Consider the following 9,501-nt stretch of genomic DNA (forward strand, 5'->3'; position numbering starts at 1 on the left):
CCTCATTACGACGCGAGGGGGGGCGATTTGGATCACAGATACAACAGAATGCACTTCTCAACCACTACTCGAATCCGTCCCGGCGTGACCCGCACCATGACCGGCGGGCCTTACGGGGGCCGTGCTCCGTTCGGCGGCTGACATGTGGCCGTGGCTCCCCGCGTGGCTCCCAGCGGATCAGGAAGGCCCTCCCAGACAGGTGAGGGGCCTCTGACGTGGTCTGGCTGGAGCCGGTGAGCGGATTCGAACGGCTGACCTGCCGCTTACAAGGTCAATCGCGCTGAGCGCTGTACAGACCAGCGAAAACGGAAGTCACTGACGAGCGGAACCGCGCTAGGCGGAAGGTGCGAGACATACGCTAGCAGGGCCGGATTTGCCCTGTCCACCAGGCACGACGGGACAGCAGCCTAGTACTGCCAACAACCGAGATCGGACCCTGAGCTACGGAACTCAGGGTCCGATCTCGGGTTCGCCGTCGCCCATGCGTACCGCGGCCACACCGACAGCGCTGACGGCGCAGGCTCCTCAACGTCTGACGCACGTGCGCGCCGCTGCGTGTCGTCGAGCGCTGGCGACCGGTCGCTTGGCACCGTGACGTCCGCTGCTCTTCTACTGGGCCGCCTGCTACCTCTTCGGTCATCGCCCCCTCCGTCCGGCTAGCCCGTCGAAGATGCTCACCTGATTCTGACCGAACGGATGGTGGTTCTCGCTTCGCCGCAACCAGAACGCTGCAAGGGGGCCGGCCTGGTCCTCGGCCACGAGTGAGCCGGGATGATGTAATGATAGGTTCAAGTAGTCATCCGTTGGCTAACATGAATGTATGAATGCAACATTCCCTCATCCGGTTCTATACACCGCGCCTTCGCTGACAAGCGAGGACGAGGTGGTGCTCGGTGAGATCCACCAGATGCGCAAGGACCTCCGCAATGTCCTGCGCACTCCGCGGCGGTGGGAAGGCGGCCTGCGGCGATCCGCGCTGGCACGCAATATTCGGGGCTCCAACAGCATCGAGGGATACGAGGTCGCGGAGGACGACGCAGCAGCAGCGATCGACGGCGACGAACCTTTCAGCGCCGACGAGAAGACGTTCCTGGAAATACAGGGGTACCGCCAGGCCCTCGGCTATGTCCTCGCGATGAGCGAGGCCGACTACGCCACCTTCGACACGACGGAACTGCGCGCCATGCACTATATGATGCTCAGTCACGATCTAGGCAAGGCGCCAGGACGCTACCGCAAGGGGCCGATCTACGTCCACGATGAGCGAACCGACCAGGTCGTCTATGAAGGACCGGACTATGCGGACGTGCCGACCCTCATGGAAGCGCTCGCGGCAAGCCTGCACGTCGGCCTCAACAGCGATCCCATCGTCCGGTCGGCCATGGCGCACCTGAACCTGGTGATGATCCACCCGTTCCGGGACGGCAACGGGCGAATGGCCCGCGCACTCGCGACCCTCGTACTTACCCGTTCCGACATCGGCGAGCCGGAATTCTGCAGCATCGAAGAGTGGCTCGGCGCCAACACCGAGGACTACTACAGCGTCCTCGCCCACACCGGACACGGCTCGTGGCAGCCACGCTCCGACCCGCACCTGTGGCTGACCTTCAATCTCCGCGCGCACCACATGCAAGCCCAGACAGTCGCCCGGCGGGTCGATGAGGCTCGGCAGACCTGGAGCGAACTCGATGTGCTTGCCCAGGAACACGGCCTGCCCGAGCGGACTCTTGACGCGATGTTCGACGCGGTCCTCGGCTACCGGGTACGGCGTGGCGGCTATGTGAAACGTACCGAGGTGACGGAGCAGACAGCCACCAGGGACCTGACCGCACTCGCTTCCGCCGGCATCCTTAGCCCGCACGGCACCGGCCGTGGCCGCCACTACATCGCCGGCGAGCCACTCCACACGATCCAGGATCGCCGACGCGCGACGCGAAAACCGCTCCGCGACCCGTACCCGTGGATGCGCGCAAAACTCGCCGAGCCGGTCTAATTGGCAAGCGTCATCGCCCTCGTTATCCAAGCTGAATCTTGGGAGGGCTACGTCGCGTCCGACAAAAGCGCGCTCAGGCCCAGCCCACTCGGACATGTGCGCCTGGAGGAACGGAAGCACGTGAGACGGGACCGCCACCGTGCGCTTACCTGCATCGGTCTTGGGGTGGGCGTCGAACGCCGCGCCTGGTGATTCGAGCAGTTCGACCCGAGCGTGCCGAACCGTGACGGTGCCCGCGCCCAGGTCGATGTCTTCCCGTCGCAGCGCGATGGTGGAGAGGCGAACTGCGCCTGTGGGACAACGAGGCCCTGATGGGCTGGTACCGCTCCACCGACGCGGCAGTCCGCTCCAAGGGCACGCTTTACCTGGCACTGCACCAGCACGGCACCTTCGCGTGGGGCCGCTGGGTCGGCATGAACTACGACGGCGAAGTCGTCACCGGATGGGGCGTCATGGCCCGCACCGGCGACGAAGCCCGCGACGTGGCTCAGCATCTGATCGACTCCGGAAGGCCGTACGGCGACGCACCGTAGCCGCGTGTGCCACTTCGTCATCGACGTTGACGACCTGGACCAGGCAGCCGCCTTCTGGGCAGCGGCGCTGGCGGCCACCGAGGACCACGTATCTGCGAGCAGCCGTCACGTGTACCGCAAGCTGCAGCTGCCTGACTCCGAGATACGCATCCTCCTACAGAGGACCGACGACCCGAAGGTTGCTAAGGAACGCATGCACCTCGACCTGGAAACCGACGACGTGAACGCCGAAGTCAAACGCCTGGAAGCACTTGGCGCTACCCGCTGGGACCACCAGGAGGAGCGCGGATTCGACTTCTGGGTCATGCGCGATCCGTAGGCCAACGAGTTCTGCGTACTTCAGCCCGAGTACCCGGAACTCCTAGCCCAGCGGTCTCCATGGGAATAGCCAACCGGCAGAGCGACGAGCACACAGACGAGCACACAGAGGGCGTGTGACAACTTTCTCTACGGCTTCAAGGGCGCACCTTCGGCGCGCCAGGCCGACCGCCCCATGGCCGGAACTCGCGAAAGGGCCGCGCAAGGCACGCATGGTGAAGCGCTAAGCAGGCGGGGAGTTTCCTCGCCAGAAGCGGCCAGGGAGTGACGGGGGCTCTCGCCGCGAGTGGCGGGGCAGCCTGGCCCGCTGCCTCTTGCGCGGAAGCGCACCGGTGCGGGCCGCTGCCCGCCGCGCCGATGCCCCGCTTCCCGTCGTAGGCACAACGCGCCGTCACGCACCGTGATTGCGGACTATGCGGACTGGCCGGGCCGATCGTCAAGGCGGCCGGTGTGCCAGTAACCAGGCGAAGGTCACAAGCACCGGGCCGGAACGCCGCGCATTGTCTGGGCTGGTCCCTCCAGCCTCAACGGTGCTTCGCATCCCACTACGCGGGACGCGCCCGGCGCGCCGTTGACCCTGGAGACCTCTGCCAGCCCAGCGGGCCTGACGGCGAGGGCCAGGCCAAAGGCCAGGCCCGAGACACGCGCAGCGAACCTCCGCGGTCGGCATATATCACGCGATGCCTGGAGAATCAGGAGAATTAGAACACGTGATAACGGACTGCCGACAGCTCTGCGTGGGTCTTTTCTGGTCAGAACTTTGGGGATTAGAGTGGATCTTGTGTGGGCGGGCGAGATTGTTGTGGCTGCTGAGGCTATGCTTCGGCGACAACATCGTGGTTGCCGTACCGTGTACCGACGGGAGTGGAGCATCGGCGTCGGCGCGACACGAGTCGATGTGGCGGCAATCAACGGCCGAATCATCGGATGTGAGGTTAAGAGCGCCCGCGATAACTTCGGGCGGCTGCCCTCACAGGTGGAGTTGTACAGTGCCATCCTCGACACCGCGCTGCTAGCTGTTGAAGGACTGGCTGCTGCCGAACGCGCGAGGGATTTGCTGCCGAGCTGGTGGGGCATATGGCTGGCTCGGCCGACGTTGCGAGGTGCAGTTTTCGAGGTCATTCAAGAGCCCGGTTCTAACCCTGCACCTAAGCCGCTCTCGATCGCCCAGCTGCTCTGGCGGGATGAGGCATACTCGGTGCTTGATAGGCGTGGCCTTAGCGGTGGCCTGAGGAAGGCCACCAGATGGCGCTTGTGGGAGGCACTTGCAGGACAGTTGCCGCTGCACGAGTTGCAGGATGAGGTCCGGAATGCGATCAAGGCTCGCCCAGAGTGGTAATGCGCCGTACGACAAAGTCGAGATGGTGCGTAGTGCTGACTTCTCGCCATGTCGATGCGTTGCCAGGGCCTTTGCGTCGAGGGTTGGCGATCCTGGCATCAGCGTTACCTAGGGCGGCGCCAGCGAAGTCGGGGTGGGCAGCGATCCTCTCGCAGATCTCGAAGAACTGGTCGTGACCCCGAGGGTCGTTAAGGCGGCCCTTTAGCACTAGCCATCTGTCAGCAACGCAGTAGCGCAGGTGGGGAGCGGACCGGTACGGAAGTCCAGAGAGGATTGGATGTGTAACGGCGTAGTCCCCGAACGTTGGAATCCGCCGGAGCCGCCTTCTCTGTCGGAGGTAATCATAGAGAGTCGCGTCATACCGAGGCGCTTCACCGAGGGTCCAGGCCTCGTAGGCAGACAGGTCTGAGGGGAAAGCGCCGCCCACAACGATGACGTTGCGCCATTCATCCACAGTTGACAGTCCACGCAGCACGTCGACCACCAGGCGGGCACCCGCACGGACGCTTAGATCACCGTTGACGGCACCGAGGTCCAGGATCAAATCGACCTCCCCACGTTCAACGTGGAGGGTATCCAACAACTCGGTCAGAGCATCTTCGATGTCCTCGGAGTCCTCGTCCAGGTCCTCGGTACTAAGGCGTAGTGCTACACCACGGTGTAGCTCTCCGTGGAGAGTCGCTGCATCGCGATAGACCTGCGGGTCGTCATCGAGGTGAACGACAGGTGTTGCGTCAACCCCTTGGTCGATGGCAGCTATCACGGAATTGCCAAGAGCTCCGAATTCATCGCCTGGAGCCGCCTCGGGCGGTAGGAAGGCTGCATCAAGTAGCAGTCGGCTACCTGCCCATGTCTCCAGTCTCTTCGCTGTGCGACTAATAAGAGTCCGCAGTTGGCTAGCTCGCTCTGGCTCTTCAACCGCCCCTGGAACTATCTCCAGCACGGGCAAGATCGCTTGCCTGGTCAGTGGCTGAATAGCCGCTAGCGCGGCAAGTTCGCCTTGACGGCCCTTCAAGATAGGTACATATAGCACATCAGGCACGGATCTTCACCTGCCGTCGACTCTTGATCTGTCCACTATCACGCTCATGGACGACCGGGACGCGGCGCGGACCCAGGTTTATCCCGCCTGAATCCGGCGGTTGAGACTCGTGAGAATCAGAGACACTGCTCGGGTCTAGAGCATCCAGTCGCTCTATTACCCACTGCCGAATGAGGGCAGATGGCTGCATGTTGAGGCTATCGGCAGCTTCCCGGAGCTTGCGGAGCTGGGAAACAGGGATTCGCACCGCGTAAACCTGAGACGGATCGGCTGCGCGTCTACGCCCACGCTGACCAGCCGTTGGCGTAATTTCGCCGCGTTCCTCAGCGTCGGCGCGTTCTTCGGCTTCGGCGGCCTCGCGGGCGAGCATGTCCCGCACGCTCTCGCTCATTGGCCCTCCTCGTATTGCTTGATCTCAGACGGCTTGGCGGCCCAAGCCGTGGCACCCCACCACCGGGTTCTCGGTGGATGATCCTTTGGTGCCACTATGATCGTTACGGCGAAACCTGCTCCGGACGAGAATCCTGTCACTTTGACCGTCAGCCCCGACTTGCTTCCGGCAGAGCGCACCCACCGGCGCTCGTCCTGGCAGGCCTCAGTAGCCCACTCGGTAGCCACGTCAGGTTCGCTACTTCCCTTCCGTTCAGACCGGCGGGCCGGGTCGTGCTCTCCAATCTCTGACCAGTCGATGTCCTCGAACACGAGATCGCCGTACGGCACCCCCTCGTAGTCGAGTTCACCTGCTGGCATACCCTCAGCCTACTTTACCGTATTACGGAAATCAACTTCTGAGCAGATAGCGTATTACGCAGAGGGCGCTGCCGCAAACAGCGCTAGCGATTACGAGTTCGGCAAGCACACGGAACTGCTGCGGTGTGGGTCGCGTGCAGCCTGCGTGCAACAGCGGATGGCTACCGGTGGCCACGAGCCGAAGTGGACGCGTGCACGGCGACCTGAGAAAAGACATGTCGCAGACTGCTATCACCGCAGCTAGGGAATCATTTTAGCTGATATTGACCTGGAGCCGGTGAGCGGATTCGAACCGCTGACCTGCCGCTTACAAGGCGGACGCTCTGCCTGCTGAGCTACACCGGCTGGCCCGACGGCCGCCGCACGCGGCGGGGGCCGACTCCCGTCATGGTAGCCGAGACCGCACGCCGGCTATCTCGTACAAGGCGATCGACGCGGCCACGCCCGCGTTGAGCGACTCGGTCGCTTCGGCCATCGGGATCCGCACGAGCATGTCGCACGCCGCCGCGACCACCCGCGACAGTCCGCGCCCCTCGGACCCCACCACGAGCACCATCGGCCCGTCCGCGATCGTCATGTCACGCACGTCGGTGGACCCCGCCGCGTCCAGCCCCGCCACGAACAGCCCGGCCGACTTGTACGCCTCCAGCGCCCGGGTGAGGTTGGTCGCCCGCGCCACCGGCAGCCGCGCCAGCGCGCCGGCCGACGCCTTCCACGCGCCCGCGGTGACTCCGGCGCTGCGCCGCGCGGGCACCACGACGCCGCAAGCCCCGAACGCGGCGGCCGACCGCACCACCGCCCCCAGGTTGCGCGGGTCGGTCACGCCGTCGAGCGCGACGACGAGCGGGGGAGCCGCCCCCGGGCGCTGCGCGAAGTCCTCGGGGTGCGCGTATTCGTAGGGCCGTACCCGCAGCGCCACCCCCTGGTGCACCGCGCCGCCGGTCAGCCGGTCCAGCTCGGCCATGCCCGCTTCAAGCACGGCGACGCCGGCCCCGGCCGCCAGCTGGACGGCCTCCGCGACCCGCTCGTCTTGCTGCGCCCGCCCGGACACATACAGCGCCATCGCCGGCACCCGCGCCCGCAGCGACTCCACCACCGAGTTACGGCCCGCGACCATTTCCGGCCCCTCGCCGCTCCCCCGCGGTGCCGGGTTCTCATTCCCATGGTCCGAACGAGCCGGTCCGACTCCCCCGCGCCCGTCCCCTGCCTTGCGGGGTGGCCTGCCAGCCGCGGCAGCGCGGGCCGCGGCGGCCCGCTGCGCGGGATGGCCGGTGCGCATGTACGCAGGCGGTGTCGGGCCCTTGCCCGCGAGGCCGTCGCGCCTGTTCCCGCCCGTGCCCGGGCGGGGCTTGCCCGACTTGGCGTATCCCCCGCCGCCCGGCGCCCTGCCGTCCGTGCCGCCGCCTTTTTGCCCGCTCATCGCTCGCTCCGCCCGATCATCGCTTCAGTTCCCATCGCGGGCCTTCCGGTGTGTCCTCGACCACGACCCCGATGCTCTCCAGCGTGTCCCTGATAGAGTCCGCCGAAGCATAATCGCCGCGGCCCCGTGCCCCCTCCCGCTGCCGCAACGCCAGCCCGACGAGCCCGTCGACCGCCTGGTACAGCCGGTCGCCCGAGCCGCTGTCATGCCACACCGGGGCCAGCGGGTCAAGGCCGAGCGCCGCGAGCATCGCCCGTGTCTGCGCCAGGCGGCAGGCGATGCCCTCCCGGTCTCCGGCCGCGAGCGCCTCGTTGCCGTCGCGCACCGTGGCGTGCACGGCGGCGAGCGCGGCCGGGATGGCGAGGTCGTCGTCCATCGCTGCGGCGAAGGCGGCCGGCAGCGCCGGCGTTGACCGAGCGCCCTCCCCGCCCGTTCCCGCCGGCGGGGCATCCGCGGCGCCGCCGAGCGCGCGCTGCGCGCGGGTGACGAAGCGCTCGATCCGCTGGTAGGCGGCGGCAGCCTCCGCCAGCGCCTCCGGTGAGTACTCAAGTGGCGAGCGGTAGTGCGCCTGGCCAAGATAGTACCGCAGCTCCTGCGGCCGGACCTGGCTCAGTATCTTGGCGACAAGCAGGACGTTCCCCACGGACTTGCTCATCTTCTCCCCGGCGATCTCGACCAGGCCGTTGTGCAGCCAGTACCTGGCGAAGTCGTCGCCCGCGGCCCGCGACTGCGCGCGCTCGTTCTCGTGGTGCGGGAAGAGGAGCTCGATGCCGCCGCCATGGATGTCGAAGACAGGGCCCAGGTACCTGGTCGACATCGCCGAACACTCCAGGTGCCAGCCGGGGCGGCCAGGCCCCCACGGCGCGTCCCAGTACGGCTCGCCCGGCTTCGCGCCCTTCCACAAGGCGAAATCCCGCGGGTCGCGCTTGTTCGCCGCGCCGTCGGTGTCATCGGCGGCCCGCATGTCCGCCAGGTGCTGCCCGGACAGCGCGCCGTACCGGTCGGCGGTGCGCACGTCGAAGTACACGTCGCCGCCCGCCGGGTACGCGTGCCCGCTGTCGGTCAGCCGCCTGATCAGCGCGAGCATCTCCGGGATGTGCCCGGTCGCCCGCGGCTCCACGGCCGGCGGCCGGCAGCCGAGCGCGTCGTAGCCGCTCGTGAAGGCGCGCTGGTTGCGCTCCGCCAGCGCCCACCAGGCAATGCGCTCGGCCTCCGCGGCGCGCAGGATCTTGTCGTCGATGTCCGTGACGTTGCGGCAGTAGGTGACGACGTAACCGGATGTCTCCAGCCAGCGGATCAGGATGTCGAAGCACACGGCCGAACGCATGTGCCCGATGTGCGGCACGCCCTGGACCGTCGCCCCGCATACGTACAGCGACACCCGCCCCGGCGTGATCGGCTGGAATGGGCGCACAGCCCTGGCTGCGGTGTCGTGGAGGCGGAGCGTCACCTTGACCAGCGTACGGTATCGGGGCCGCGCGCCGCCTGGCTGGCGACACACCCGGCAAAGTCCGGAGATCGTTCCAATCCGGGACTAACCTCGATACGGTGAGGAACAGTCAAGACTAGAAGAAAACGCATTTTTCTCTCCGTATCCCCTCTGGCAACTCTGGAACGACGTCCCGATGAATGTCCATCTCCCCGCGCCCCGGCGCAGGTGGCCCGCCCGGCTGCTGAACGTGCTTGTCGTGGTCGTGGTGCTCGCCCTGGCGGCGGCGACGTTCGTGCTGTCGTACAGCGGCGTCCACGCGATCGTCGCGCAGGCGGGCGTATCCGTCCGGCTTGCCCGCATCTATCCAGGGATCTTTGACGCGGTGTTCGTCATCGCCTGCGTGGCCGCCGTCACGCTGCGGGACGCACGCTGGTGGGCGCGGTGCTACGCCTGGCTGGTGATCATACTCATGGTCGCGGTGGTCGGCGCGGCCGACGCGGTGCACGCGATGAACGTGGCACTGCCGCACCGGCAGACCGAGGGAGTCGTGGCGGCGGCGCCGTGGGTGCTCGTCCTGCTCGGTTTCAGCCTGATGCTGACAATGCTCAGGCAATCCCGCGCCCCGCGCGCGACCGCGGCGGCACCCGGCGCCGGCCGCGCAGCCCGCCGCGCCG

At 66.6% G+C, this 9,501-nt stretch carries 10 protein-coding genes and 1 tRNA gene; 5 read left to right on the forward strand and 6 right to left on the reverse strand.

Going from position 1 to position 9,501, the window contains the following annotated elements; all coding sequences use genetic code 11:
- Positions 1–886: 886 nt before the first annotated feature.
- The 4 genes from Q1N79_RS02075 (at position 887) to Q1N79_RS02090 (ending at position 4,183) form a co-directional block, all read left to right on the forward strand.
- Entirely contained in the window at positions 887–1,993 is a 1,107-nt protein-coding gene (locus Q1N79_RS02075) for a Fic family protein (protein ID WP_300603484.1), read from the forward strand.
- A 311-nt stretch (positions 1,994–2,304) separates the two neighbouring features.
- Positions 2,305–2,526 (forward strand): hypothetical protein, encoded by a 222-nt coding sequence (locus Q1N79_RS02080; protein ID WP_300603487.1) that lies wholly within the window; start codon positions 2,305–2,307, stop codon positions 2,524–2,526.
- Positions 2,527–2,530: 4 nt separating this feature from the next.
- Entirely contained in the window at positions 2,531–2,845 is a 315-nt protein-coding gene (locus Q1N79_RS02085) for a VOC family protein (RefSeq protein ID WP_300603490.1), read from the forward strand.
- Between the two features lie 816 nt (positions 2,846–3,661).
- Positions 3,662–4,183, forward strand: a complete 522-nt coding sequence (locus Q1N79_RS02090) for a sce7726 family protein (RefSeq protein WP_300603508.1) — start codon at positions 3,662–3,664, stop codon at positions 4,181–4,183.
- Here Q1N79_RS02090 and Q1N79_RS02095 read toward each other — a convergent pair.
- The 6 genes from Q1N79_RS02095 to cysS all read right to left on the reverse strand — a co-directional run bounded on the left by Q1N79_RS02095 (position 4,161) and on the right by cysS (position 8,845).
- A complete protein-coding gene (locus Q1N79_RS02095) occupies positions 4,161–5,225 on the reverse strand; it encodes a beta family protein (RefSeq protein ID WP_367185015.1) in 1,065 nt (354 codons plus the stop codon). The two genes, Q1N79_RS02090 and Q1N79_RS02095, sit on opposite strands and share 23 nt — an antisense overlap.
- The gene (locus Q1N79_RS02100; RefSeq protein ID WP_300603493.1) at positions 5,218–5,616 is read right to left on the reverse strand and encodes a hypothetical protein; all 399 of its coding nucleotides are present in this window, start codon (positions 5,614–5,616) and stop codon (positions 5,218–5,220) included. The genes Q1N79_RS02095 and Q1N79_RS02100 overlap by 8 nt, the downstream gene beginning before the upstream one ends.
- A complete protein-coding gene (locus tag Q1N79_RS02105; RefSeq protein ID WP_300603496.1) occupies positions 5,613–5,975 on the reverse strand; it encodes a hypothetical protein in 363 nt (120 codons plus the stop codon). Before Q1N79_RS02105 ends, Q1N79_RS02100 begins: the two co-directional genes overlap by 4 nt.
- A gap of 269 nt (positions 5,976–6,244) precedes the next feature.
- Positions 6,245–6,320 (reverse strand) — tRNA-Thr (locus tag Q1N79_RS02110).
- A gap of 40 nt (positions 6,321–6,360) precedes the next feature.
- The gene (gene rlmB / locus Q1N79_RS02115; protein WP_300603499.1) at positions 6,361–7,395 is read right to left on the reverse strand and encodes a 23S rRNA (guanosine(2251)-2'-O)-methyltransferase RlmB; all 1,035 of its coding nucleotides are present in this window, start codon (positions 7,393–7,395) and stop codon (positions 6,361–6,363) included.
- 16 nt (positions 7,396–7,411) lie between these two features.
- A complete protein-coding gene (gene cysS, locus Q1N79_RS02120) occupies positions 7,412–8,845 on the reverse strand; it encodes a cysteine--tRNA ligase (protein ID WP_300603502.1) in 1,434 nt (477 codons plus the stop codon).
- A 175-nt stretch (positions 8,846–9,020) separates the two neighbouring features.
- On the opposite strand from cysS, the gene Q1N79_RS02125 reads away from it, so the two are divergent.
- Positions 9,021–9,501, forward strand: a 481-nt coding sequence (locus Q1N79_RS02125; RefSeq protein WP_300603505.1) for a DUF2637 domain-containing protein, incomplete at its 3' end; no start/stop codon positions are given.

Origin of the sequence: Trebonia sp. (assembly GCF_030042015.1) — a bacterium.
Classification (GTDB): domain Bacteria; phylum Actinomycetota; class Actinomycetes; order Streptosporangiales; family Streptosporangiaceae; genus Trebonia.